Origin of the sequence: Streptomyces sp. MNU89, from assembly GCF_020982505.1 — a bacterium.
GTDB classification, from domain to species: domain Bacteria; phylum Actinomycetota; class Actinomycetes; order Streptomycetales; family Streptomycetaceae; genus Streptomyces; species Streptomyces xinghaiensis.
The window spans coordinates 2,745,363-2,767,144 of record NZ_JAJKLL010000001.1 but is presented as its reverse complement, the minus strand read 5'-3'; the positions used below and the strand labels follow the sequence as shown (position 1 = coordinate 2,767,144).

General features: G+C 68.7%; 24 protein-coding genes. 12 read left to right on the top strand and 12 right to left on the bottom strand.

Going from position 1 to position 21,782, the window contains the following annotated elements; translation table 11 throughout:
* The first annotated feature begins 240 nt into the window (after nucleotides 1-240).
* The 3 genes from E4N63_RS11785 to E4N63_RS11775 are packed head-to-tail and all read left to right on the top strand — an operon-like array spanning nucleotide 241 to nucleotide 3,329.
* Nucleotides 241-1,602, top strand: a complete 1,362-nt coding sequence (locus E4N63_RS11785) for a hypothetical protein (protein WP_230240603.1) — start codon at nucleotides 241-243, stop codon at nucleotides 1,600-1,602.
* A complete protein-coding gene (locus E4N63_RS11780) occupies nucleotides 1,599-2,477 on the top strand; it encodes a DNA adenine methylase (RefSeq protein WP_230240602.1) in 879 nt (292 codons plus the stop codon). The genes E4N63_RS11785 and E4N63_RS11780 overlap by 4 nt, the downstream gene beginning before the upstream one ends.
* A gap of 9 nt (nucleotides 2,478-2,486) precedes the next feature.
* Nucleotides 2,487-3,329, top strand: a complete 843-nt coding sequence (locus E4N63_RS11775) for a hypothetical protein (protein ID WP_230240601.1) — start codon at nucleotides 2,487-2,489, stop codon at nucleotides 3,327-3,329.
* A 652-nt stretch (nucleotides 3,330-3,981) separates the two neighbouring features.
* Here E4N63_RS11775 and E4N63_RS11770 read toward each other — a convergent pair.
* The 3 genes from E4N63_RS11770 to E4N63_RS11760 all read right to left on the bottom strand — a co-directional run bounded on the left by E4N63_RS11770 (nucleotide 3,982) and on the right by E4N63_RS11760 (nucleotide 4,999).
* Nucleotides 3,982-4,260, bottom strand: coding sequence for a hypothetical protein (locus E4N63_RS11770; protein WP_230240600.1), 279 nt, complete (start codon nucleotides 4,258-4,260; stop codon nucleotides 3,982-3,984).
* 272 nt (nucleotides 4,261-4,532) lie between these two features.
* Nucleotides 4,533-4,778: a hypothetical protein gene (locus E4N63_RS11765; RefSeq protein ID WP_230240599.1), complete on the bottom strand. Its 246-nt coding sequence runs from the start codon at nucleotides 4,776-4,778 to the stop codon at nucleotides 4,533-4,535.
* Nucleotides 4,775-4,999: a hypothetical protein gene (locus E4N63_RS11760; RefSeq protein ID WP_230240598.1), complete on the bottom strand. Its 225-nt coding sequence runs from the start codon at nucleotides 4,997-4,999 to the stop codon at nucleotides 4,775-4,777. The genes E4N63_RS11765 and E4N63_RS11760 overlap by 4 nt, the downstream gene beginning before the upstream one ends.
* 118 nt (nucleotides 5,000-5,117) lie before the next feature.
* On the opposite strand from E4N63_RS11760, the gene E4N63_RS11755 reads away from it, so the two are divergent.
* Both E4N63_RS11755 and E4N63_RS11750 read left to right on the top strand, forming a co-directional pair.
* Complete coding sequence (locus E4N63_RS11755; protein WP_230240597.1) at nucleotides 5,118-5,861, top strand: helix-turn-helix domain-containing protein; 744 nt, start codon at nucleotides 5,118-5,120, stop codon at nucleotides 5,859-5,861.
* Nucleotides 5,862-5,864: 3 nt separating this feature from the next.
* Complete coding sequence (locus tag E4N63_RS11750) at nucleotides 5,865-6,335, top strand: NUDIX domain-containing protein (protein ID WP_230242444.1); 471 nt, start codon at nucleotides 5,865-5,867, stop codon at nucleotides 6,333-6,335.
* 35 nt (nucleotides 6,336-6,370) lie between these two features.
* Here E4N63_RS11750 and E4N63_RS11745 read toward each other — a convergent pair whose 3' ends face one another.
* The 3 genes from E4N63_RS11745 to E4N63_RS11735 form a co-directional block, all read right to left on the bottom strand.
* On the bottom strand, nucleotides 6,371-6,784 hold the full coding sequence (locus E4N63_RS11745) for a hypothetical protein (RefSeq protein WP_230240596.1): 414 nt from the start codon (nucleotides 6,782-6,784) through the stop codon (nucleotides 6,371-6,373).
* A 118-nt stretch (nucleotides 6,785-6,902) separates the two neighbouring features.
* On the bottom strand, nucleotides 6,903-7,601 hold the full coding sequence (gene msrA, locus E4N63_RS11740) for a peptide-methionine (S)-S-oxide reductase MsrA (protein WP_230240595.1): 699 nt from the start codon (nucleotides 7,599-7,601) through the stop codon (nucleotides 6,903-6,905).
* A 309-nt stretch (nucleotides 7,602-7,910) separates the two neighbouring features.
* Complete coding sequence (locus E4N63_RS11735) at nucleotides 7,911-9,017, bottom strand: hypothetical protein (protein WP_230242443.1); 1,107 nt, start codon at nucleotides 9,015-9,017, stop codon at nucleotides 7,911-7,913.
* A gap of 162 nt (nucleotides 9,018-9,179) precedes the next feature.
* On the opposite strand from E4N63_RS11735, the gene E4N63_RS11730 reads away from it, so the two are divergent.
* Nucleotides 9,180-10,343, top strand: coding sequence for a cystathionine gamma-synthase (locus E4N63_RS11730; protein ID WP_230240594.1), 1,164 nt, complete (start codon nucleotides 9,180-9,182; stop codon nucleotides 10,341-10,343).
* A gap of 73 nt (nucleotides 10,344-10,416) precedes the next feature.
* Here the strand turns inward: E4N63_RS11730 and E4N63_RS11725 are convergent, their stop codons facing one another.
* The 3 genes from E4N63_RS11725 to E4N63_RS11715 all read right to left on the bottom strand — a co-directional run bounded on the left by E4N63_RS11725 (nucleotide 10,417) and on the right by E4N63_RS11715 (nucleotide 11,987).
* The gene (locus tag E4N63_RS11725) at nucleotides 10,417-10,683 is read right to left on the bottom strand and encodes a hypothetical protein (protein WP_230240593.1); all 267 of its coding nucleotides are present in this window, start codon (nucleotides 10,681-10,683) and stop codon (nucleotides 10,417-10,419) included.
* Nucleotides 10,680-11,321 carry a sigma factor-like helix-turn-helix DNA-binding protein gene (locus E4N63_RS11720; RefSeq protein WP_230240592.1) on the bottom strand — a complete coding sequence of 214 codons (642 nt, stop codon included), beginning with the start codon at nucleotides 11,319-11,321 and terminating at the stop codon, nucleotides 10,680-10,682. Before E4N63_RS11720 ends, E4N63_RS11725 begins: the two co-directional genes overlap by 4 nt.
* A 144-nt stretch (nucleotides 11,322-11,465) precedes the next feature.
* On the bottom strand, nucleotides 11,466-11,987 hold the full coding sequence (locus E4N63_RS11715) for a MarR family winged helix-turn-helix transcriptional regulator (RefSeq protein WP_125623613.1): 522 nt from the start codon (nucleotides 11,985-11,987) through the stop codon (nucleotides 11,466-11,468).
* A gap of 153 nt (nucleotides 11,988-12,140) precedes the next feature.
* Between E4N63_RS11715 and ilvA the strand changes: the two genes are divergently transcribed.
* The 3 genes from ilvA (at nucleotide 12,141) to E4N63_RS11700 (ending at nucleotide 15,535) form a co-directional block, all read left to right on the top strand.
* Nucleotides 12,141-13,391: a threonine ammonia-lyase gene (gene ilvA, locus E4N63_RS11710; RefSeq protein ID WP_228429937.1), complete on the top strand. Its 1,251-nt coding sequence runs from the start codon at nucleotides 12,141-12,143 to the stop codon at nucleotides 13,389-13,391.
* A 303-nt stretch (nucleotides 13,392-13,694) separates the two neighbouring features.
* Nucleotides 13,695-14,678, top strand: coding sequence for an ATP-binding cassette domain-containing protein (locus E4N63_RS11705; protein WP_125626441.1), 984 nt, complete (start codon nucleotides 13,695-13,697; stop codon nucleotides 14,676-14,678).
* Nucleotides 14,675-15,535 (top strand): ABC transporter permease, encoded by an 861-nt coding sequence (locus tag E4N63_RS11700; protein ID WP_227958305.1) that lies wholly within the window; start codon nucleotides 14,675-14,677, stop codon nucleotides 15,533-15,535. The genes E4N63_RS11705 and E4N63_RS11700 overlap by 4 nt, the downstream gene beginning before the upstream one ends.
* 84 nt (nucleotides 15,536-15,619) lie before the next feature.
* On the opposite strand, the gene greA is transcribed toward E4N63_RS11700, so the two are convergent.
* Entirely contained in the window at nucleotides 15,620-16,120 is a 501-nt protein-coding gene (gene greA / locus E4N63_RS11695) for a transcription elongation factor GreA (RefSeq protein ID WP_019710334.1), read from the bottom strand.
* A gap of 143 nt (nucleotides 16,121-16,263) precedes the next feature.
* Entirely contained in the window at nucleotides 16,264-16,674 is a 411-nt protein-coding gene (locus E4N63_RS11690) for a DUF4307 domain-containing protein (RefSeq protein ID WP_230240591.1), read from the bottom strand.
* 116 nt (nucleotides 16,675-16,790) lie between these two features.
* Between E4N63_RS11690 and mca the strand changes: the two genes are divergently transcribed.
* The 3 genes from mca (at nucleotide 16,791) to E4N63_RS11675 (ending at nucleotide 20,472) form a co-directional block, all read left to right on the top strand.
* A complete protein-coding gene (mca, locus tag E4N63_RS11685; protein ID WP_043465358.1) occupies nucleotides 16,791-17,663 on the top strand; it encodes a mycothiol conjugate amidase Mca in 873 nt (290 codons plus the stop codon).
* 4 nt (nucleotides 17,664-17,667) lie between these two features.
* Nucleotides 17,668-18,012 carry a hypothetical protein gene (locus tag E4N63_RS11680; protein ID WP_125626437.1) on the top strand — a complete coding sequence of 115 codons (345 nt, stop codon included), beginning with the start codon at nucleotides 17,668-17,670 and terminating at the stop codon, nucleotides 18,010-18,012.
* A gap of 348 nt (nucleotides 18,013-18,360) precedes the next feature.
* Entirely contained in the window at nucleotides 18,361-20,472 is a 2,112-nt protein-coding gene (locus E4N63_RS11675) for a thioredoxin domain-containing protein (protein ID WP_230240590.1), read from the top strand.
* Nucleotides 20,473-20,770: 298 nt separating this feature from the next.
* Here the strand turns inward: E4N63_RS11675 and E4N63_RS11670 are convergent, their stop codons facing one another.
* Nucleotides 20,771-21,493: a hemolysin III family protein gene (locus E4N63_RS11670; protein WP_125626258.1), complete on the bottom strand. Its 723-nt coding sequence runs from the start codon at nucleotides 21,491-21,493 to the stop codon at nucleotides 20,771-20,773.
* Nucleotides 21,494-21,782: the final 289 nt, after the last annotated feature.

Here is a 21,782-nt window from a genome sequence, read left to right as displayed (position 1 = left end):
GCTTTACCCACCTCCCCGGTCCGGGTCCCGCGTCGGGCAAGACCAGGGGGCCACTCGGTCACATTGCGGGCAGGGGTGAAGCCTGCCCGAGTTGCCGACCAGCGTACGGCCCCCTGATCGTGCCCAACCCCAGACCGGGCAGGCCACCGGCCAAACCCGCTCCGCCTCGGTGAGGTCAGCAGGGCCCAACTTTGCTAGATCGCTACCACAGTCAGCGACCCAAATGAGAACATCGTCACCATGGAGCAGAAGGACTTCGCGGTCACGGACCTCACCCTCGACAGGCAGAACCCGCGGCACGACATGCCTACACCAACGACGCGCGAGGCCATCTCAGCCCTTCTCGCGGAAGATCCCGAAAAATGGGTGAACTTGACTCAAGACATCGCCTCCGAGGGATTGAACCCGACCGAGCTGACCATCGTCGTGGAAGAAGAAGGCGACATGGTGGTAATTGAAGGAAATCGTAGGGTGTCAGCGCTCAAGGCGTTATTGGATGCGAGCCTCGTTGAGGATCAAAGGATCCGGCAGCAGGTAGCGATTATCGCCCGTCGGCACCGGAATGCAATTCCTCGCACAGTGCGCTGTGTCGTTTCACCCAGTCGAGAAGCAGCACGCCATTGGATCGTACTACGGCATACCGGAGAGAATAATGGCGTAGGTGTTCTCAGATGGAACCATGAACAAATAACGCGGTACGCAAAAAAGAAGAATCCCTCTGAAAAGGCTCTGCGTTTCATTCGCCAGGTGACTATCTGGTACGGAAGCGACCGGGAGCTTCTTGAGAACGTCGAAAAGGTTCGATCCACTCGTCTTACTACGCTAGCCCGAGTACTTAGCGACCCCAAGGTTCGACACTCATTGGGAATTGAATTTACCGAGGACGGTATTCTCGCCGATTACGAGCCGGAAGCCATGCATGGCTCGGTTCGCAAAATCTTCTCGGATCTAGCATCCCATCTTTCAGTTTCACTAATTAAGAGTAAAGAACTGCGGCGTGAATACCTGGGGGCTATCAAAGAGCATCTGCCTCAAAACTCCGATCGTCTCGCACAGCCCCGCCTAATTGCGGGCGCTGACGCTGCACCACCCCCCGCCCTTCAGCATCCTCCCGTCCCAGCCATTTCTACGGGATCGCCGCAGCAAAGGCCTTCCGCTACTGGGCGTCCAAATCAAGACAAACGCGTCTTCCAGGGTGTTGTATTGCGGAACGTTAGCTCGCGAACCGCAAAGGTCCTCAACGAAGCGAAGAAAGTCGTAATTGCAGAATCTCCCAACGTGGCAGCGATTATGATTCGCGCAGTGATTGACATCACTGTCACGGAGGCGGCCGAGAAGCAGGGGTGGAGAAGAAGACAAGACAAGTTGCGCGACCGAATTCGTGTAGCACTACTTCAGATTGACCCCGACAGCAGCGATCGCGCTCTGGATGAGGCTCGCCGAATGTCCCAGAATGATGGAGCTCTCTCCGTTAAGAACCTCCACGCTTTCATGCATCAGTGGGACGTCGAGCCCATGATCGTCGACGTCACTAGACTGAGCGCGGTTTACACACCGATGCTCATGAAGCTAGATGCTTTCATGGGGGAGAATCGCAAATGATGAGATACATCAGCCCTCTGCGTTATCCAGGCGGGAAGGCTCGTCTGTCGGGCTACATTAATCGACTCATCTGCGCCCAGGATCCCAAACCCAAACACTATGCGGAGCCATTCTGCGGCGGAGCCGGCGCCGCATTAAAGCTTCTCGTAGACGGGGCCGTAGAGCGCATCCACTTGAATGATGCAGACCCTGGAGTCGCTGCCTTCTGGCGCTGCGTGTTTGGCATGAGCAGTGAGCTAGCTTCAATAATTCGCAGCGCCGATGTGACTATTGATGCCTGGAGAAGGGCATCCGCCATATATTCAAGCCCTATAGGGAAAGACGACCTTGAGCTCGGATTTGCAACGTTCTTCCTAAATAGATGTAATCGCTCCGGCATCTTGCGTGCACGCCCGATTGGCGGTTTCGAACAAACCGGGAAATGGAAGATGGATGCCCGCTTTAATCGTGAGGCTCTAGCGGAGCGCATAGAATTCCTGGGAAACTACAGTAACAGGGTTTCCTTGTCGCAGCAGGACGGTAGAGAGCACATCCGCAGTCTCTCTGGTTTAGGGCAGGACGTTATCGCCTACGTAGACCCGCCCTATCTAGTGCAGGGTGATCGCTTGTATATGGACTCGCTAAGTTCATCAGATCATACCGAGCTATCCGCGGTCCTTAGTGAGACTCCAATCAAGTGGCTTCTTACTTACGACGCCGAAGCCCGGATTACGGAAGATCTCTACTCGAAACATCGTTGTATGCAGTTCGAAATTGCCCACAGCGCCCAAGTTCGCCATTTGGGAATAGAGTACGCCGTCTTCAGCGACTCTCTCACTGTACCGGAATTTGATGGAGTTATCGGCACAGGTGATTATTTGTGGCTAAGCAACTAAGGGGGCGGCGTGAGCTTTGTTCGTTTTCCTGAGTATCGTGCATATGAACAAGATAGAATCCGCGCCAGTGACGCAATCATGGCATTGTTGGCTGGCTCGCGACTTGCCGAGAATACCCTTCAACTAACCGCAGGCAGTGCACGTCTATTGCCGGAAATTTTTCCTGCTGTGCCTCATATCAAACGCATGAATCTTTCAACCGCGAGTGCGCAGTCCCTACTGGCCGAGGCGGAGACACACCTTAGCGCTATGGCAGTGCCATATGCGCTCGCAATCCACGAAGACTTCGTGCAAACTTGCTTCGGTCTTCTAATAAGAGCAGGACAGATGACTCAAGCGGAAGCTGACGGCACAAAAGCTTACTCCATGCACAGAACTTTTGAAAGAAAAGTTGGGCAGAGGCTCCCTCAAGATCCAATGCAGCAATTCCATCTGATTCGCCAGATGAGAAACGCAGTCATCCATGCTGGAGGAATTCCCGAGCCGCGCCTGATAGCGGCGGCTGCAAACCTCAGCCAAAGCGCCCTAAGCCAGTGGATCAAGCTGACCGGGGAGCATCCACAGGCTCGCATTTCTCCGCGGGTACCTGTGACCTTCTCACACGGCGAGTTGATTCTCGCGCTCGCCGTCACAAAGCGCATATCGCAGGAAATGAACTGCCTACTTAGGGACCGGCTCAGGCGCGCAACGTGGGCGGATATATCCCTTGAAGACTTCACATCTCAACACGCCGCGCTGAAACATATATCCCAGAGGAAGAGAAAACTTCCGGGGTTTCTTCGCACTTACTACCGCTCGCTCAATCTGACCCAGAGTGAATTGAACTCCGCAATGCAGAGAGCTGGTTGGTGAAGAATAAAAAGAGGACGCTCTACCGGTTAAGCTACAAGCCGGGACTCGAACCCGGACCTTCCTCTTCTGTGGATACCAACGGTCACGAACCGTAATGGGCTTCTTCAGCCTCGCATCCTGTAGTGGAGTTCAGCTTATCAGGCTGTTGAGAGCGGTTGACCCACGAACAGGCAGCTGTGACGCACACCACGCTGTCTATCTGGCGGCATGTGCGAGCCCGAGCTCTCGCCGGGGCGAGCTGTGGGCGGACGGACCTGTTTGCTGGGCCAGGATGTCAGCAGGACCGGCCCCGCCGTCCGTCTCAGTTTCTGTCTCATTGAGCGCCGTTCATGGTGGTTCAGACGACACGAAAGCTCGTAGCTTCTCCCACGGTCGACCGCCTATAAAGGCAGGTGAACGGGACCGTCCGCAGCCCAGGCCTCCAACACAGTTGGAAAACGTGTGGGCCGGGCAGCTCTCTCCCTGGCTGAAGCCGTCGTGCCCGATGCGTGCCTGATTGGGGAGCGAACTGCGGCCAACCACGGTCAGCAACGAGTGGTGTCGCGGTCATTGGACGGATCGTTCTAGCTGGTCAGGCGTCGTTTTGCTACCCAGGCGCCCGGTGATTCCCAAGCTCGGGTCCCAGGCCGTACGACTTGCTTGCCGCGGGCTGTCAGCCTGTCTGGCGCCAACTCGGTGTTCCCCTGCGCGCAACGGCTGCAATCGCGCGTGCTGCCTCTACGGGAATCGCCAGTCGGACGATGCCCGAGCCGTCAGGTGCCGCGTCCGCCCGAGACTCGAACCCGGATGTGTCAACGCCCGCCTCCGCCATGGCGGCGATCAGTTCTGCCGCAGCATCCGTGGCACTGCGCCAGCCGGCCACGTAGTCCACACTTCGCACCCAAACCCAGCCGTCCGGGTCCAGACCTTCACCGCTGAAGTCTGGGTCCATCGGATCATGCTGCACAGAACTTCCCTCCCAGGAGCTGTCGTTGAGCACCTGGGCCGCCCGCCCGCCGGTCACGGGCATGACAGCGGCCCCAGTACCATCGGCACCGGGGTCCGCGAGGGCTCCGGACCGGACCACCCCGGATGCTGTCCAGGCGAGGGGTGGTCCGGTCTCACATGTCTTGGGTCAGCCGTTGCCAGGAGTGCTGATCACGGCGAGCGGCACCACGGCCGCTGTCCAGAAGGCGACGATCAGGACGCTGAGTATTCGCTGTCTCACCGGCACTCACCGTCCGTCGGCGTCATGCGCCAGAAACGGGTCACGGTCTCGCGATAGCCGCGGTGTGCCGGGTTGCCGCTCGTGTGGGCAAAGGCCCAGTCGCGGACGGTCTCGAAGCCATCCGCAGGGCTGGACTCCGCGTGGCACGTCGTGCACTCCAGCTCGTGCACCATCTCGGGTGCTTCCCGGGCCGTCTCCCGCGCCATCGTCCACCTGATGCGGCGGAAGATTGAGCGGGTCACAGCCTGCCCCCACTGTTGGCGTTGCGCTCAGCCACCCGAGCAGCCAGGAGTTCCGAGGTATCGATCGGGCGCAAGTCCTCCGGTCGCGCGTCCCATTCGATGCCGCCGCTTGGCGGCCGTAGTTGCACCCGCGACCCCAAGTGATCCATTACCCGCCCGACGCGGCCGCTCTTGACATCCAGCGTCAGCGTGCCCACTTCCGGGGCTCCCTTGTCGCTCATGCAGGGAGGATCACGCCGGTGACCAGGACGTGGAAACCTCCTCCAAAACCCATTTGGGGACGTCCCAGAAGCGGTAGAACGTCCCTAGCAACGTCCTGAGTTCTGGGGAGAGACTGCGATGCCGAACGAGAGGCTTCGAGCCGCGATGGCAGCCGGAGGGTGGACCTACGCCACCCTCGCAGCGAAGGCCGAGGTGGATCCCAAGTCCGTTGAGCGATGGGTGAATCTGGGACGCACACCTCGGCGGGCAACGGCCCTGCTGGCGGCGGAGACGTTAGGAGAAGACGTGCACGCTCTTTGGCCGGCGCTCCGGCAGGCCCGTGCTGCCCGTGCTGTCAGTCCTGAGTTGGTCGCTCTGTACGACCAGCGAGCCGACGTCCCGGTGTCTGCGTTCACCGACATGTTCGCCCAGGCCCGCGAGAACATCGACGTCCTCGTCTATGCAGCGATCTTCCTGCACGAGGCGTACCCCCGGCTCAACGACTTGCTCCGTGAGCGTGCTGCCGAAGGATGCTCCGTGCGGATCGCACTGGGGGATCCCGAGAGTGACAACGTGCGGCAGCGTGGCGCGGAGGAACGGTTCGGCCACGGCATCGAGTCCCGATGTGAGTTGGCTCTGATGCACTACCGGCCGTTGATCGGGGTGCCGGGTATCGAGATCCGAACCCACGAGACGACGCTCTACAACTCCGTCTACCGGGCAGACGATCAGCTCTTGGCCAATGCGCATGTGTGGGGAGTGAACGCCTACGGAGCACCTGTCTGGCATCTGCGCCGCAATGGTGACGGCGGGATCTTCGACACCTACGCCCAGAGCTTCGACGCGGTATGGAAGACGGCGAAGCCCGTACAGGAGGACTGACCTCTGTCGCGTACCGAGTACTACGACGACCCAGACGCACCCGAGCCCAACAGCCTTGTCGTTGCCGCTTCGGCCGTGGTGACCGACGACCAAGGGCGCATCCTGCTCCAGCGTCGCCGCGACAACGATCTGTGGGCACTTCCGGGCGGCGGCATGGAGATGGCCGACTCCCTACCGGGCGCGGCCATCCGGGAGGTGAAGGAGGAGACCGGCCTTGACGTGGAGATCACGGGGCTGGTGGGCACCTACACCGATCCCCGCCACGTGATCGCATACACGGACGGGGAGGTGCGGAGGCAGTTCAACGTGTGCTTCACCGCGCGCATCGTTGGCGGGGAGCTGGCCATCTCGGATGAGTCCACGGAGCTTCGGTTCATCAGCCCGGACGCGATCGACGCCCTCCCGATGCACCACACACAGCGGCTCCGTGTTCGGCACTTCCTGGAGCACCGGGAGAGGCCGCACCTGGGGTGATCCTCGGGACAGCGTCTCGGGGCGGTCAACGCTCGCTAGTCGGCGAGTCCAGGGATGAACGCAGCGAGGCCGGAGGCAAAGCTGCCGAGTCCGGCCAGTGTGACGACGGTGGCCTTGCCGTCGGAAAACAACCCTGAGCAGAATGCGCGCACTTGGCGTCGAACGACGAGCATCTTCAGCTTCTGCCAACGGTGTTGCCGAATGTGGCAGCCCAAGAGGAGACCAGACGCGTTGTTGCGGCAGCCGTCTGTACGTCCTCGTACCTCAGCTTGGCATGTCACCGGTGCCTGGAAGAAGCACCAGAGCAGGACCCCGGAGGAGAGCAGAACAATCACCACCGGTCCGGCCGCCTTGTTGATCCAGGCAGCGATCAACAAGGCGCCGGCCAGGGCTCCCCACCACTGGCCCAGTCCACCGAGCTTCCTGCTTCTTACCCCCGAAGTCGCCATGCGACGGATCGTAGTGAGCGCAGGGGCACAGAGTGTTATGAACTGAGACTTCGACCGAAAATCAGGCTCAGCGCGGCTGGTGGACGCGGACGGTCGGCCGCGGGCTCAGGTGCGGCGATCACTCCTCCGTAGGCGCGATCCCCGTCGGGCAGGAGCGGCCCCAGTTGGTTTCCGAAGGGTCACTTAGCTTGACGCCCGTGCCGCCGATCCCGCAGTACCCGTTCGGGTTCTTGTCGAGGTACTGCTGGTGGTAGGGCTCCGCCGGGTAGAAGGGGCGGGTGTCGGCCGGGAGGATCTCCGTGGTGATCGTGCCGTAGCCGCGGGCGGTCAGGACGGCCTGGTACGCGTCGCGCGAGGACTCCGCGGCCGCCTGCTGGGCGGGGGAGTGGGTGTAGATCGCCGAGCGGTACTGGGTGCCGACGTCATTGCCCTGGCGGAAGCCCTGGGTGGGGTCGTGGGACTCCCAGAAGAGCTTGAGCAGGGCCTCGTAGGAGACGGCCTCCGGGTCGTGGACGACGCGGACCGCCTCGGTGTGGCCGGTCAGGCCGCTGCACACCTCTTCGTACGCGGGGTTGCGCGTGTAGCCGCCCTGGTAGCCGGCGAGGGTCGTCCAGACGCCGGGGGTCTGCCAGAACTTGCGTTCGGCGCCCCAGAAGCAGCCGAGGCCGAAGTCCGCGATCTCCAGACCCTCCGGGTACGGGCCGAGCAGGGGGTTGCCAAGCACCGTGTGGCGGTCGGGGACCGTGTACCCCGGCTCCGGGCGGCCTTCGAGGGCCTGCTCGGGGGTGGGCAGTTGCGGTGTGCGGTTCCAGAACATGGTCGGGCGCTCCTCGGCTGTGGTGTCCGCTCCGGAGAACGTACGGGGCGGGCCGGGGATTCCGCATCCGGAGGAACTCCGGGACCTCCCGCCGCCGGTGCCCGTGCGGAGAGAGCGCGGCGGATCCCGGCTTCTTCGCGGCTTTCCGGCCGGGCCCCGGCACGGCTGGGGCGGGGCGGGTCCATGGACGTGTTCCCCCCGGGATCATCCGGGGGGAACGGATTTTCGCCTCCCGGCAGGCGGCATCACAGGGCTGCGCCGCTCCTCGCCTTCCCGGGGTGGACCGGGACGCCCTGGGCCCGGCCCCGCTCAGTGCGGCATCGTCGCCGGGGTGCCGCCCGAGGACTCCCAGCCCGCGACGGCCATGGCGCGGTGGGCCGCGTACTCCGCCGCCGGGTTCGCGCCGTACGACCACGGGACCGCGCCCACGTGGCCGTCCACATGCGCCAGCTGTTCCATCGCGTCCGCCCAGCGCTCCGCGCGGACCAGGAACCACACCAGCAGATGCCGGACGTGCGGCATCACCGGGTGGTCGGCGGGCGCCCCGCGGACGGCGTAGAGGGCGCCCTCGACCGCCTTGGTGACGACATCGCTGTGGTAGAGGCTTCTGACGGTGTTGACCTCGGGAAGATGTTCGAAGACCGCGAACAGCGGCAGCGCGGGCAGCAGGCTCCGTTCGGGGGCCGCGGCCGCCGCGCGGTGGGCGAAGGCGTCCGCGAGCTCCTTCGAGCCGTGCCACTTCTCGCACCAGTAGTGCAGCGCGGCCAGATGTGCGCCCATGTGGTGCGGGGCACGCGCGGTGACGGTGCTCCACAGCTCCTCGAAGTCGGCCTGCCGGTAGCCGAGACCGCGGGCGACCGCCAGTTCGACGATGTACGGGGTGGGGTCGCCTGGCGCCAGCAGTGCGGCGTCGGCGCACACGGAGCGCGCCTCCTCCAGGATGATCCGGTGCTCGTCCGAGCCGGCGCCGGAGACGGCCGCCGTCTGCCGGGCCTGGTGCACCAGGAACTCGGCGTGCACCACGGCGGCCCCGGCGTCCTTCGGGGCCTCGACCCGCCAGCTCCGCAGCCAGCGGCCGCCCTCTCCCGGCCGTTCCGCCAGTTCGTGGGAGGCCGCACCGGCCAGGCTCTGCACGCGCTGCCAGCGCAGTTCGTGGTCCGCGGTGGCGGCGAGCAGCCGCTGGGCGTGGCGCCAGTCCTGGGTGCGCGCCAGTTCGTCCAGCGCCCCGGTCAGTTCCTCGTCGGGGCCCGGCAGCCGTACGTCGAGCTGGTCCACCGGGGCGAAGCCGTAGCGCTGAGGGTCGGTGGCGGCGCTGAAGCCCCCCACGGCCTGCGCACCGGCGCGCATGCGCCGCAGGAAGACGACCAGGACAGCGCCGATCATGGTCAGGGCGAGAAGCAGGAAGAGCATGTCCATGGAGGTCCTGTCGGTGTCCTGTGCGGTCACGGTGGCGGATCGGGCGGCCCGCGCGGTCCGGGCGGCGGGGCACGCTCCCAGTGTCGCGCCCCCACTCTCTCTACTCGCGGGCGGTGCGCTCAAGTTCCGGGCGCGGCCTCCCCGGGTACTACTCTCGAGCCCATGAGCGACCAGCACCAGCAGCACGGAGCCACGAGCTTCGAGACCCTTGCCATCCACGCGGGACAGGAGGCCGACGCGGCCACCGGTGCCGTGGTACCGCCGATCTACCAGGTCTCCACGTACAAGCAGGACGGCGTGGGCGGGCTGCGCGGCGGCTACGAGTACAGCCGTTCGGCCAATCCGACGCGCACCGCGCTGGAGGAGAACCTCGCGGCGCTGGAGGGGGGCCGCCGGGGGCTGGCCTTCGCCTCCGGTCTGGCCGCCGAGGACTGCCTGCTCCGTACGCTGCTCGGGCCCGGGGACCACGTGGTCATCCCGAACGACGCCTACGGCGGCACCTTCCGGCTGTTCGCCAAGGTGGTCGAGCGCTGGGGTGTCGAATGGTCCGTCGCCGACTCCTCCGACCCGGCGGCCGTGCGGGCGGCGCTCACCCCCCGGACCAAGGTGGTCTGGGTGGAGACCCCGTCCAACCCGCTGCTCGGTATCACGGACATCGCCGCCGTCGCCGAGGTCGCGCGCGGCGCCGGCGCCCGGCTGGTCGTCGACAACACGTTCGCCAGCCCGTATCTGCAGCAGCCGCTGGCCCTGGGCGCGGACGTCGTCGTCCACTCGACGACCAAGTACATGGGCGGGCACTCGGACGTCGTCGGCGGCGCCCTGGTGGTGAACGACGACGCGCTGGGTGAGGAACTGGCGTTCCACCAGAACGCGATGGGGGCCATCGCCGGACCGTTCGACGCCTGGCTGGTGCTGCGCGGGATCAAGACCCTCGCCGTCCGCATGGACCGGCACACCGCGAACGCCGAGCGCGTCGCCGAGATGCTGACCGCGCACCCCAAGGTGACGCGGGTGCTCTACCCGGGCCTGCCGGACCACCCCGGCCACGAGACCGCCGCCAAGCAGATGCGGGGCTTCGGCGGCATGGTGTCGTTCCGGGTGGCGGGCGGCGAGCAGGCGGCCGTGGACGTCTGCGACCGGGCGCGGCTCTTCACCCTCGGCGAGTCGCTGGGCGGAGTCGAATCGCTGATCGAGCACCCGGGCCGGATGACGCATGCCTCGGCGGCGGGCTCCGCGCTGGAGGTGCCGTCCGATCTCGTACGGCTGTCCGTCGGTATCGAGGCGGCGGACGACCTGCTGGCGGACCTGGCGCAGGCCCTGGGCTGAGCCCTCCGACGCCCGCGCGTCGGTTCATGCGCCGGGCGTGCGCCCCGGCGCACGCGCCGGGGCGTCCGCCGGGTCAGAGGCCCCCGACCGGCGGGGTGGTGCTCTCGGGCGGCGACCAGGGCTGGGTGGCGAACGCCCAGAGCAGGAGGGCGCCGACCGCCGCGCCCGCGAGAACGAGCAGCAGCACGCGCAGCATCCGGCGGCGGGTCACAGCGCGCTTCCCGCGGGCCGCGGCCCGCGCGCCCAGATCCGGGGGGACCGGCGGATGCGGGCCGTCGAGCATCCGACGGACCATCTCCTCCTTGTGGTCCGGTATGCCGGAGAGGTCGGGGAGGCTCATGGCCCGCTCTCCCAGCTCTCCCAGCTTTCCCCGGACGCGGACGGGCGGTGGCGCGCGGAGCGTCCGCCCGGGCCGCCGGTCCGGCGCCGCGCGCCCGCGTCACCGGTCGCGTCACCGGTCCCGGCGCGGGGAGCCGCCCGGCCCGGCGCGCCGCCGTCCACGGGTTCGTCCGCGGCCCGTTCCCTCCTCTCCGGCCCGCCTCCCCGGGCCGTGCGTGACGACGAGCGCAGCAGGGAGACCGAGCGCAGGCAGATCGCGCGCACCCGGTCGGCGGGCAGGCCCAGTTGCGCCGCGGTCTGTTCCTCGGGCACCCCCTCGTGCAGACGCAGGACGACGATCAGCCGCTCCTGCGCGGTCAGTCCGTGGAGGACCCCGCCGTGCGGGCGGCGCCGGCGCCAGGCGGTGTTCGCGTAGCGGGCGGCGAGCTCCTGGCGGGCGAGGTCGTACGGGTCGTCGCCGCGCAGCCGGTCCCACCCGGCGTAGGTGCGGGCCAGGGCGGCGGTCAGCAGCCGCTCGGCGGCGGCCCGGTCGCCGGTGAGGAGCGTCGCGGTGTGCAGCAGCCGGCCGGCCGCGCCCGCGACGAACGCGTCGAACTCCCGGGCCCGGCGGCGGTCCTGCTCCAGCCACCGCTCTCGCACAGCGCCTCCCGCCCTCCATGGGACGGCAGCCGGGGTGGCCGGTCAAGAGGCTGGAAGGAGGGTGCCCGCGCGGCAGGGGCCCGGGAGGGTCCCGGACGGGGCGCCCGCCCGGGCGGGGCGGGCCGCGGCGGGGTGCCGCGTGGGTCAGGAGGACGGAACCTCGGGCACATCCTGCGGGGACGCGGGCGCGACCGTGTGGTGGCGGGCGGACAGCGCGGTGTTGAAGCGGGTGAGCAGTCCGCAGAAGAGTGTGCGCTCCTCCTCCGTCCAGTCCTCGGTGAGCAGCTCCATCAGCTGCCGGCGGGAGGAGCGCACCTCGTCGAGCCGGGCCTGGCCGCGCGGGGAGAGTTCGAGGACGACGGCACGGCCGTCCTCGGGGTGCGAGGCCCGTTTGACCAGGCCGGTGTCCACGAGCGGCGCGACCTGTCGCGTGACGGTCGAGGAGTCGATGCCCATGCCGGCGGCGAGGGCCTTGACCCCCATGGGGCCCTCCCGGTCGAGCCGGTTGAGCAGGAGGTACGCGGCGCGGTCCATCGAGTTCCGCACCTGTCCTACGCCGCCGAGCCGGGTCTGCTCCGCGCGCCGGGCGAAAACCGCGACCTGGTGCTGGAGGTCGTCGAGAAGGCCGCGGTCGGGGGGAGTCGTCACATCCGGAGTGGGGGGCATGGCCTGGGCTCACTTCGTGAAGGGGCGATGGGATGGCCACAGGTTACGCGGCCGGGCCGGATGCCGTACGGGCGCCGGGCGAACCGGCGGTACGGGGCCCGCGGGGCGATCCGTGGGACGCGGGGGACCCGGGGGCCCTGCGAGACTGGCGGCATGGCTGCAACCAATGGCTGCGAAGCGGACCACAAGTCCGCCGTCCCGTCCGTGCTCACCGTGGAGGATGTGCGCGCCGCGCACAAGATGCTGTCCGGGGTCGCCCGGGTGACGGCGATGGAGGGCAGCCGGCATCTGTCCCGGCTGGTGGGCGCGCCCGTCCATCTGAAGTGCGAGAACCTCCAGCGCACCGGTTCCTTCAAGCTGCGCGGCGCCTATGTGCGGATCGCGGGGCTGACGACGGAGGAGCGCGCGGCCGGCGTCGTCGCGGCGAGCGCGGGGAACCACGCCCAGGGCGTCGCGCTGGCGGCCTCCCTGCTGGGGGTGCGGTCGACCGTCTTCATGCCCGTCGGCGCCCCGCTGCCGAAGGTGGCGGCGACCCGCGAGTACGGGGCGGAGGTGCGGACGCACGGGCAGGTCGTCGACGAGACGCTGCGGGCCGCCCAGGAGTACGCGCGGGAGACGGGCGCGGTGTTCATCCACCCCTTCGACCACCGGGACATCGTCGCCGGGCAGGGCACGGTGGGGCTGGAGATCCTGGAGCAGTGCCCCGAGGTCGGCACCATCGTGGTGGGGATGGGCGGCGGCGGGCTGGCGGCGGGGATCGCGCTGGCGGTCAAGGCGCTGCAGCCGCGGGTGAAGGTGGTCGGGGTCCAGGCGGCCGGCGCGGCGGCCTATCCGCCCTCGCTGGCCGCGGGGCACCCGGTGGCTCTGGGGTCGCCGTCCACGATGGCGGACGGCATCAAGGTGGGGCGGCCGGGCGACGTGCCGTTCAAAATCGTTGGCGAACTGGTGGACGAAGTCCGTACCGTCACCGAGGACGCGCTCTCCCGGGCGCTGCTGCTGTGCCTGGAGCGGGCGAAGCTCGTGGTGGAACCGGCCGGTGCGAGCCCGGTCGCTGCGCTGCTGTCGGAGCCGGAGTCCTTCGAGGGCCCGGTCGTGGCGGTGCTTTCCGGGGGGAACGTGGATCCGCTGCTGCTGCAGCACGTCCTGCGGCACGGCATGGCGGCGGCGGGCCGGTATCTCTCGCTGCGGCTGCGGCTCACGGACCGTCCGGGTTCGCTCGCGACGCTTCTCGGGGTGTTGTCAGAGGCGGACGCTAACGTCCTCGACGTGAGCCATGCCCGGACCGATCCGCGGCTCGGGCTCTCGGAGGCGGAGGTGGAGCTGCGGCTGGAGACCCAGGGGCCGGAGCACTGCGCCGAGGTACGGGAGGCGATCCGGGAGGCCGGTTACACGGTCCTGCCGTGAGGGGGCGGGCGGTGCGCCGCCCGTGACGCGGCCGGGGAGGCGGCCGTGAGGAGAACGGGAGACGCGTGAGGGGGACGGGGAGACGAGGAGAACGGGGAGACGGTCGTGATCCGGCCGGGGGCCGGACGGGGGACCTACGCATCCGACTGACGCGATATATCGTGAGTGCGTTAAGGTGGCGTCCCCGCGCCGCCCTGCTCACTCTCCCCCCGGCGCCGGGCCGCGGAGGCTGTCCGCTGCCCGGCGGAGTCAGACAGAGCAAACAATTCACCTGAAAAAGTCAATAACACCAGGAGACTTTCCATGCCAGGCGCCATTTACGCCGAGGGTCTGGTGAAGACCTTCGGCGCTGTGCGGGCACTGGACGGCGTTGACCTCGACGTCCCCGAAGGCACGGTGCTCGGGCTGCTCGGCCCGAACGGTGCCGGGAAGACCACCGCGGTACGGGTCCTCACGACCCTGCTGCGGCCCGACAGCGGTTCCGCGGTCGTGGCGGGCATCGACGTGCTGAAGCACCCCAACGAAGTCCGCCGCTCCATCGGCCTGTCCGGCCAGTTCGCCGCCGTCGACGAATATCTCACCGGCCGCGAGAACCTCCAGATGGTCGGGCAGCTCTACCAGATGAGCGCGCGCGACGCGAAGACCCGCGCCGTCGAGCTGCTCGAACGCTTCAACCTCAGCGACGCGGCCGACCGGCCCGCCAAGACCTACTCCGGCGGTATGCGGCGCCGTCTCGACCTCGCCGCCGCCCTCGTCGTCAGCCCGCCCGTGATGTTCATGGACGAGCCGACCACCGGACTCGACCCCCGCAACCGGCAGCAGCTCTGGTCGATCATCCAGGAGCTCGTCGCCGGCGGCACCACCCTGCTGCTCACCACGCAGTATCTGGAGGAGGCCGACCAGCTCGCCCACGACATCTGCGTGATCGACCACGGCAAGGTCATCGCCCGCGGCACCTCCGACCAGCTCAAGGCCCGCACGGGCGGCGAGCGCGTCGAGGTCGTCGTGCACGAGCGGGATCAGGTGGCCACGGCCACCGAGGTGCTGAGCGGCTTCGGCAAGGGCGAGCTCAGCGTCGACGACCACACCCGCAGGATCACCGTCCCGGTCACCGGCGGCGCCAAGCTCCTGGCCGAGGTCATCCGCGAACTCGACGGCCGCGGCGTCGAGATCGACGACATCGGTCTGCGCCGCCCCACCCTCGACGACGTCTTCATCTCCCTCACCGGCCATGCGGCCGAAAGCCGCGCCGAGGAGAACGCCCAGCCCGAGGAGGCCGCCACATGAGCGCCGTGACCAAGACGGCGGCCGCCACGGCCGCCCCGCGCCCGCGCGGCGGGGTCGTCCAGTCCGCGAAGGACTCCCTGGTCGTCGCCAAGCGCAATCTCATCCGCATGATGCGGATCCCGGAGATGGTCATCTTCGGGCTGATCCAGCCCATCATGTTCGTGGTGCTGTTCAGCTATGTGTTCGGCGGCTCCATCAGTGTGGGCGGCAGCCTCAGCCCGGAGCTGTACCGGGAATTCCTCATGGCGGGCATCTTCGCCCAGACGGTCACCTTCGCCACCGCGGGGGCCGGCGCCGGTATCGCCGACGACATGCACAAGGGTCTCATCGACCGCTTCCGGTCGCTGCCCATGGCGCGGGGCGCGGTGCTCACCGGCCGCACCCTCGCCGACCTGGTGCAGACGACACTCACGGTCATAGTGCTGGCGGTCGTCGCCCTGATCGTCGGCTGGCGGATCCACGAGGGCGTGCTCAAGATGCTGGCGGGCTTCGCCCTGCTGCTGTTGCTGGGCTACGCCTTCTCCTGGATCGGCGCGCTGATCGGGCTCTCCGTCCGGACCCCGGAGGCGGCCACCTCGGGCGGCCTGATCTGGCTCTTCCCGCTGACGTTCATCTCGAACGCCTTCGTGCCCTCCGACAACATGCCGACCTTCCTCCGGCACATCGCCGAGTGGAACCCGTTCAGCGCGACGGTGCAGGCGTGCCGGGAGCTGTTCGGCAACCTTCCGGCCGGTTATCCGGTGGCGGATGCCTGGCCCATGCAGAACCCGGTGCTGGCGTCCGTCCTCTGGTCGGTGCTGATCATCGCGGTCTTCCGCACGCTCGCCGTGCGGAAGTACCGCTCCGCGGCCGCCTGAACGGTCCCGCATGGCGGAACCCCCGGTTGTTTCCACCGGGGGTTCCGCCATGCGTGGGGTCGGCCGCGGCGGCCGGGGGCGGGCTCAGCCCTTGTAGGGCTTGGCCTCCAGGATCTTCACCGAGGCCATCTTGCCGTTGGGCAGCTCGTACTGCGCCTCGTCGCCGACGCGCTTGCCGTTCACTCCCTGGCCCAGCGGGGACTGCGGGGAGAACGTCTCCACGCTCGACGCGCTGGCGTACTCACGGGAGGCCAGCAGGAAGGTGGTCGTGTCGTCCGGGTCGCCGTCGAAGGCGATCGTGACGACCATGCCCGGCTCCACCACACCGTCGTCCGGCGGCGTCTCGCCGACCTTGGCGTGCTGCAGCAGCTGGGTGAGCTGGCGAATGCGAAGCTCCTGCTTTCCCTGCTCCTCCTTGGCCGCGTGGTAACCGCCGTTCTCCCGCAGGTCACCCTCTTCCCGAGCCGCCTCGATCTTCTTGGCGATCTCGGTGCGTGCGGGACCCGACAGGTACTCCAGCTCGGCCTTGAGCTGGTTGTACGCCTCCTGGGTGAGCCAGGTGACGTTGTCGCTGGTCTGGGTCACAGGTGCTCCTCGTCCGTGCTGGGAATACAAAGCAACGCCCTACCCGTAGGGTTTGCGCCTTCACGGGTGGGCGAAACCACGAGCCTAACAATTCCGGCGGAAAAGGGAAGGGAGAAAAACCGGTACGTCCGGGTGTGCGCAGCTCAGGCGCCGGGCGCGGGCCGGCATCCGAGGAGTTCCACGGCCGTGGCGCGCTCCGTGGTGCGGACGGTCACGACCTTGTCGATCCGGTCCTCGCGCTCGTCGAAGCGGACGTCCTTCCAACCCACCTCGGCCCCCGACTCGGAGAGCGAGCGGAGGGTGCACAGGCCGGGCGTGGCGGCGTCCTTGCGGACCTCGAGATGCGCCTGCACGGAGTCGTCCGAGACCACCTGGAACTTGATCAGTTCGCCGGTCACGTCCTGGCCGGACACGTAGGAGTAGCCGAACCAGCCCAGAAGCGCCAGCAGCCCGGCGCCCAGCACCGCTCCGGTGACCTTGAGCACCCGGTCGGTGCGCTCGTCGGCCGAGCGGCCGTACCGGCCCTCGGGGAGGGTGGTGCGCGTGGCGGTCATCGTGGTTCCTCCGGGGCCCGGGAACGGTGGAATGAATAGGCTCCCGCTTCGGTCACTATAGAAGGCGCCGTCTCCGAGCGGCGGAGGGGGCCGAGACCACTGACCGAGGATGAGTCTTGACCGAGCAACTGCGTTTGATGGCGGTGCACGCCCACCCCGACGACGAGTCGAGCAAGGGCGCGGCGACCATGGCGAAGTACGTAGCCGAGGGGGTGGACGTGCTGGTCGCGACCTGCACGGGCGGGGAGCGGGGCTCCATCCTCAACCCCAAGCTGCAGGGCGATCCCTATATCGAGGAGCACATCCACGAGGTCCGGGCCAAGGAGATGGACGAGGCCCGCCAGATCCTCGGCGTGAAACAGGCCTGGCTGGGCTACGTGGACTCGGGGCTGCCCGAGGGCGACCCGCTGCCGCCGCTGCCCGAGGGCTGCTTCGCGCTGCAGGACGTGGACGAGGCGGCGGGGACGCTGGTGAAGCTCATCCGCGAGTTCCGCCCGCATGTGATCACCACGTACGACGAGAACGGCGGCTATCCGCACCCCGACCACATCATGACCCACAAGATCTCGATGGTGGCCTTCGACGCCGCGGGGGACGCCGAGCGCTACCCGGAGGCCGGGGAGCCCTGGAAGCCGCTGAAGCTCTACTACAACCAGGGCTTCAACAAGCCCCGCACCCTCGCGCTGCACGAAGCGCTGCTGGACCGCGGCATGGAATCCCCCTACGGCGAGTGGCTCAAGCGCTGGGAGGAGTTCGCCCGCAAGGACCGGACCCTGACCACCTATGTGCCCTGCGGCGAGTTCTTCCCCGTCCGGGACAAGGCGCTGATCGCGCACGCCACCCAGATCGATCCGGACGGCGGGTGGTTCCGGGTGCCGATGGAGATCCAGCAGGAGGTCTGGCCGACCGAGGAGTACGAGCTCGTGAAGTCGCACGTGGAGACTTCCCTCCCCGAGGACGACCTCTTCGCGGGCATCCGGGAGAATTGACCCCATGACGATCGACAGCACCCTCCCCTTGGCCTCCGCCTGGGGCAACCAGGCCATGACGCAGCTCGTCCCGCTCGCGAAGGAGCTGGACAAGAACAAGGTGACGCCCGGTGTCCTCGGCTTCATCGTCTTCGCTCTTCTCGGCGGGGCCGTCTGGCTGCTGATGAAGAACATGAGCAAGCAGTTCACCAAGATCGATTTCCAGGAGCGGACCGCCGGTGAGGGGGAGACCGTCCCGGCCGCCCGCAAGGCGGCCGGCTCCGGCACGGCTTCCGGCACGGCTTCCGGGACGGGCGGGACCACCGGCACCGGCGGCGCCGACCGCCCCGCCTCCTCCACCGGGGACTGACACCGGGCCCGTCGCGGTCCGCGCCGGACCCCCGCATCCTTCCGGGCGACTGGAGGAGGGGACGGGGGCCCGGCGCGCACCGCGCCGCCCCGCGCCGGCCGCCGGCGGCCCGGTGGCAGGGACCCGCCGGGGCCCGGCCGCACGGCCACCGACCCGCCCCGCACGCCGTGGTGCGCGCCCGGCCCCGCTCCGTACGTCCGCATCGCTCCGCTCCCTTCGCTCCGGCCGCTGCCGCCGCCGTCGCCGACGCGGATCACTCTCCCCCGTCCGCGGACATTCCGGCAGACCTGTGGACAACGGCCTGTGGATAACCCGGGTGCACCGGCACGCATGGGACAGGATGGGGGCATGCCCAACCGACTGGCCCAAGAGACGTCCCCCTATCTGCTCCAGCACGCCGACAACCCCGTCGACTGGTGGCCCTGGTCGGAGGAAGCCTTCGCGGAAGCACGCCGGCGCGAGGTGCCCGTGCTGCTCAGCGTCGGGTACTCGAGCTGCCACTGGTGCCATGTGATGGCCCGCGAGTCCTTCGAGGACGGGGAGGCCGCCGCCTATCTCAACGCCCACTTCGTGCCCGTCAAGGTGGACCGCGAGGAGCGGCCGGACGTGGACGCGGTCTACATGGAGGCCGTCCAGGCGGCGACGGGCCAGGGCGGCTGGCCGATGACCGTCTTCCTCACGCCGGACGCCGAGCCGTTCTACTTCGGCACCTACTTCCCGCCCGAGGCCCGCTACGGCATCCCCTCCTTCCGCCAGGTGCTGGAAGGGGTGCACGCCGCCTGGAGCGACCGCCGGGAGGAGGTCGGCGAGGTGGCCGGGCGGATCGTCGGCGAACTCTCCTCGCGCTCGCTCGCGCTCGGCGGCGGGGAGGACGCCCGCCCGCCCGGCGAGGAGGAGCTGCACGCCGCGCTGCTGGCCCTGACCCGTGACTACGACGCGGCCCGCGGCGGGTTCGGCGGCGCCCCCAAGTTTCCGCCGTCGATGGTGCTGGAGTTCCTGCTGCGGCACCACGCCCGCACCGGCTCCGAGGGCGCCCTCCAGATGGCCTCCGACACCTGCGAGGCCATGGCGCGCGGCGGGCTGTACGACCAGCTCGGCGGGGGCTTCGCCCGTTACTCCGTCGACCGGCGCTGGGTGGTGCCCCACTTCGAAAAAATGCTGTACGACAACGCGCTGCTGCTCCGCGTCTACGCGCATCTGTGGCGGGCCACCGGCTCCGGCCTGGCCCGGCGCGTGGCGCTGGAGACCGCCGACTTCCTGCTGCGCGAAATGCGCACGCCCGAGGGCGGGTTCGCCTCCGCGCTGGACGCCGACAGCGAGGTACCGGACGGCCGGGGCGGTCCGGCCGGCGCGGAGGGCGCGGGTGCCGGGGGAGGCGCCGGCGGCCACGCCCGGCACGCCGAGGGCGCCTACTACGTCTGGACGCCCGCCCAGCTCCGGGAGGTCCTCGGCGAGGAGGACGCCCGGCTGGCGGCCGGATACTTCGGGGTCACCGAGGAGGGCACCTTCGAGGAGGGCGCCTCGGTGCTCCAGCTTCCCGGAGAAGGGCTCGCCGATGGAGACCGCATCGCCTCCATCCGCGAGCGCCTGGCCGAGGCGCGCGCCAAGAGGCCCCGGCCGGGGCGGGACGACAAGGTGGTCGCCGCCTGGAACGGACTCGCCATCGCGGCCCTGGCCGAGACCGGCGCCTACTTCGACCGCCCCGACCTCGTCGAGGCGGCGACCGCCGCGGCCGATCTGCTGGTACGGGTCCACATGGACGGCACCGGCCGGCTCGCCCGGACCTCCCGCGACGGCACCGCCGGGGCCAACGCGGGGGTCCTGGAGGACTACGCGGATGTCGCCGAAGGCTTCCTCGCCCTCTCGGCCGTCACCGGTGAGGGCGTCTGGGTGACGTTCGCCGGGCTGCTCCTGGACACCGTGCTGCAGCACTTCCGGGGCGAGGACGGCGCGCTCTACGACACCGCCGACGACGGCGAGCGGCTGATCCGCCGCCCGCAGGACCCGACCGACGAGGCCACGCCCTCCGGCTGGTCCGCCGCGGCCGGCGCGCTCCTGTCGTATGCCGCGTACACCGGCAGCGCCGAGCACCGCAGCGCGGCGGAGGGGGCGCTCGGTGTGGTGCGGGCGCTGGCTCCTCGCGTTCCCCGGCACACCGGCTGGGGGCTGGCCGTCGCGGAGGCGGCGCTGGACGGACCGCGCGAGGTGGCCGTCATCGGCCCGCGGGACGATCCGGCGACGGCCGCTCTGCACCGTACGGCGCTGCTGGGCACCGCGCCCGGCGCGGTCGTGGCGCTCGGGGAGCCCGGCGCGGAGCATCCGCCGCTGCTGCGGGACCGCCCGTTGCGGGACGGCCGGCCGGCGGCGTACGTCTGCCGCCACTTCACCTGCGACGCGCCGGTGACCGAGCCGGAGGCTCTCGCCGGCCGGCTCGGCGGGTCCCACGATGCCGGGGGGTGACCCGGCGGGGGAACGGGTGGTGCCGCACGGCCGGGGCACCCGGGCCGTGCGGCTGCCCGGGCGACGCCGGGCGTACGGGCAACGCCGACGCCCCGGCCGCGTGACAGGGCCGGGGCGCCGGGGCGGCTCGGGGGCGGCGGTGCGGTCCGCTACGGCCCGGCGGCGAGGTCCGCCACGGGGCCGCGGTGCGGCCGGCGGGCGGTCGGCAGCGGGGCGAGGGGGCCCGGGGGCATCAGCGAGCCGTCGCCCCGGTTGCCGCACCGCGCCCCGCGGTGGCCCTGCGGGGCGTCCGACGTCGTCAGATCGCCACCAGCGAGATGCCGATGTAGTGCGCGATGAAGGCCGCCAGGGTGAGCGAGTGGAACACCTCGTGGAAGCCGAAGAACCGCGGTGACGGGTTGGGGCGCTGGAGTGCGTAGATGACACCGCCGGCGCTGTAGAGCAGCCCGCCGGTGATCACGAGCAGCAGCACCGCGATCCCGCCCTCGCGCAGGAAGTCGGGCAGGAAGAAGACGGCCGCCCACCCCATCGCGATGTAGCAGGGGGTGTAGAGCCACCGCGGGGCGCCCACCCAGAAGACGCGGAAGGCGATGCCGATCAGCGCGGCGGCCCAGATCGCCCACAGCAGCGTCTCCCGGGTGCCGTCGGGGAGCAGCAGGATCGTGAGCGGGGTGTAGGTGCCCGCGATGATCAGGAAGATGTTCGCGTGGTCGAGTCTGCGCAGGACGGCGTTCGCGCGCGGCCCCCAGTTGCCGCGGTGGTAGAGCGCGCTCACGCCGAAGAGCAGGCAGGCGGTGAGGGTGAAGACGGCGCAGGCGATCCGGCCGGGGTCGGTGTCGGCCAGCGCGGTCAGGAAGACGCCGGAGATCAGGACCGCCGGGAACATGCCCGCGTGGAGCCAGCCCCGCAGCCGCGGCTTGACGGGTTTGGAATTGGCCTGCGGGAGCACACCGGAGGTCTCGGAGGGCGCGTTGTCGTCGTGTTGCACGGCCTCGCGTGAGGCGCCGGATGGGGCAGTCATGGGTCAATGCTAGCTACGGGACCGTAACTTGCGGGGGTCCGAGTGGCCCGAATAAGGCGGGTGCGAGTGGCGATGCTCACGTGGGCTGCCCTCTGGACAGATGAGCCGCACAGGCGGATGATCAAATGAGTGCGGTCGGCACCGGATGAGCGCACAGGACGCATCCGGGTCGCAGCCCCCACGGGGCAACTAATGACATATGCGGGTATCAGGGACAGTGATGCCCGTATGACCCTCGCTATCTGACGCCGGAGCGGCGCGGTTCCGGCGGAACGGAGTGATCGTGGCG

What these genes read in the sequence shown, in the direction of transcription:
- E4N63_RS11770 (WP_230240600.1), bottom strand. Translation starts at nt 4,260, where the DNA reads ATGGACCCAGACTTCAGCGGTGAAGGTCTGGACCCGGACGGCTGGGTT.
- E4N63_RS11745 (WP_230240596.1), bottom strand. Translation starts at nt 6,784, where the DNA reads ATGGCGACTTCGGGGGTAAGAAGCAGGAAGCTCGGTGGACTGGGCCAG.
- E4N63_RS11785 (WP_230240603.1), top strand. Translation starts at nt 241, where the DNA reads ATGGAGCAGAAGGACTTCGCGGTCACGGACCTCACCCTCGACAGGCAG.
- E4N63_RS11760 (WP_230240598.1), bottom strand. Translation starts at nt 4,999, where the DNA reads ATGAGCGACAAGGGAGCCCCGGAAGTGGGCACGCTGACGCTGGATGTC.
- E4N63_RS11700 (WP_227958305.1), top strand. Translation starts at nt 14,675, where the DNA reads ATGAGCGCCGTGACCAAGACGGCGGCCGCCACGGCCGCCCCGCGCCCG.
- msrA (WP_230240595.1), bottom strand. Translation starts at nt 7,601, where the DNA reads ATGTTCTGGAACCGCACACCGCAACTGCCCACCCCCGAGCAGGCCCTC.
- E4N63_RS11780 (WP_230240602.1), top strand. Translation starts at nt 1,599, where the DNA reads ATGATGAGATACATCAGCCCTCTGCGTTATCCAGGCGGGAAGGCTCGT.
- E4N63_RS11730 (WP_230240594.1), top strand. Translation starts at nt 9,180, where the DNA reads ATGAGCGACCAGCACCAGCAGCACGGAGCCACGAGCTTCGAGACCCTT.
- E4N63_RS11715 (WP_125623613.1), bottom strand. Translation starts at nt 11,987, where the DNA reads ATGCCCCCCACTCCGGATGTGACGACTCCCCCCGACCGCGGCCTTCTC.
- E4N63_RS11735 (WP_230242443.1), bottom strand. Translation starts at nt 9,017, where the DNA reads ATGGACATGCTCTTCCTGCTTCTCGCCCTGACCATGATCGGCGCTGTC.
- E4N63_RS11680 (WP_125626437.1), top strand. Translation starts at nt 17,668, where the DNA reads ATGACGATCGACAGCACCCTCCCCTTGGCCTCCGCCTGGGGCAACCAG.
- E4N63_RS11725 (WP_230240593.1), bottom strand. Translation starts at nt 10,683, where the DNA reads ATGAGCCTCCCCGACCTCTCCGGCATACCGGACCACAAGGAGGAGATG.
- E4N63_RS11690 (WP_230240591.1), bottom strand. Translation starts at nt 16,674, where the DNA reads ATGACCGCCACGCGCACCACCCTCCCCGAGGGCCGGTACGGCCGCTCG.
- E4N63_RS11670 (WP_125626258.1), bottom strand. Translation starts at nt 21,493, where the DNA reads ATGACTGCCCCATCCGGCGCCTCACGCGAGGCCGTGCAACACGACGAC.
- ilvA (WP_228429937.1), top strand. Translation starts at nt 12,141, where the DNA reads ATGGCTGCAACCAATGGCTGCGAAGCGGACCACAAGTCCGCCGTCCCG.
- E4N63_RS11675 (WP_230240590.1), top strand. Translation starts at nt 18,361, where the DNA reads ATGCCCAACCGACTGGCCCAAGAGACGTCCCCCTATCTGCTCCAGCAC.
- E4N63_RS11755 (WP_230240597.1), top strand. Translation starts at nt 5,118, where the DNA reads ATGCCGAACGAGAGGCTTCGAGCCGCGATGGCAGCCGGAGGGTGGACC.
- E4N63_RS11705 (WP_125626441.1), top strand. Translation starts at nt 13,695, where the DNA reads ATGCCAGGCGCCATTTACGCCGAGGGTCTGGTGAAGACCTTCGGCGCT.